At 69.5% G+C, this 1,066-nt stretch carries 1 pseudogene; it reads left to right on the top strand.

Annotated features, from left to right (window positions below):
* Positions 1-94: 94 nt before the first annotated feature.
* Positions 95-1,066, top strand: a pseudogene (locus AC07CM_RS51070) (transposase); the annotation flags it as partial.

Genomic DNA, 1,066 nt, shown 5'->3' with positions numbered 1-1,066 from the left:
GGACCCGACTGAAGAGGATGCAGTACCGACCCGGCCTCCTCGACGGCTTCATCGCCGAGACCGGCCTGATCATCAACCCCCGACCCTCACCCTGATGAGACAACCTCAGAAGCGCTGGTCGCGGGACGCGGACACGGAGCTTGCGGTGATCCGCCTCCCGCTCGATGTCCACGACCCCGCCATCCGGCACCGGACCGAGAACCTGTTCTCGGCGATGTGGTCCGTGAAACGCGCCCTGCAGCGTGATGCCCGGGCTGCGGTCGACGCGTACTGGGCTGGGGATGTCCGCCGTGAGGTGGATGCGAAAGCGTGGCGGCTTCAGCTGGGGCTGTCCCGGGAGGGCATGGAACGGCGCGCCTACCGGCACATGGAAAACTCCCGGCATCTCGCCCATCACGTCACCAAAGCGCTGGTGATGCACCAGGCGGACGAGGTCTTCGAAACCTCGGTGAGTCGGCACCTGTTCCCGGACTCTTCCGGCCGCAGGCACCACCGGCCGAAGACCGGCCGGTGGTGGGACTACACCCGCATTCCCGGTCGCGCCCGCTCCCACACCACTGCCCGCAAGTGGGAGACGTTCCGGCTGCACGGCACCCTGGCCGGGCACCTCGATGCCTACCGGCACCGGGATCTCGACCCTGCGGTCACCACCTCGGAACAGGCCGCTGCGCTTCCTGCAGGGATCGCGTTGCTCGAGCAGCCGCGGCACCTTCCCGCGTCCGCGCGCCCTTCGGGACGCGTCGAGACGGGCGAAGGGACGGCGAAGAAGACCCCGAAGACGCGGGCCGCGACCTGGTGGGATCACACCGGACCTTTGACCGTCGTCTTCGCCGGTGGTGCGGCTTCGCGCCGTGGTGATCTGGTCCTGCCCGTCCGCCTGCCGTCGGGTTCGGGCCGCCGGCCTCGCCTGCTGCACTTCCTGAACAACCCCGACACCTGGCACAAGATCGACCTGGTGCGTCGCCGGGACAGCTCCGCGCCGGGCGGATGGGCGTATGAAGCCCACCTGATGGTCCTGACCGGCGGCTACGCGTCCCCGGCGACGAAAGCCCGCCGCCAGGCGGCG

This window comes from Streptomyces sp. NPDC044061 (genome assembly GCF_056434305.1).
Note: the sequence above shows the minus strand (reverse complement) of the source record. Positions and strands in the feature narration are given on the sequence as shown.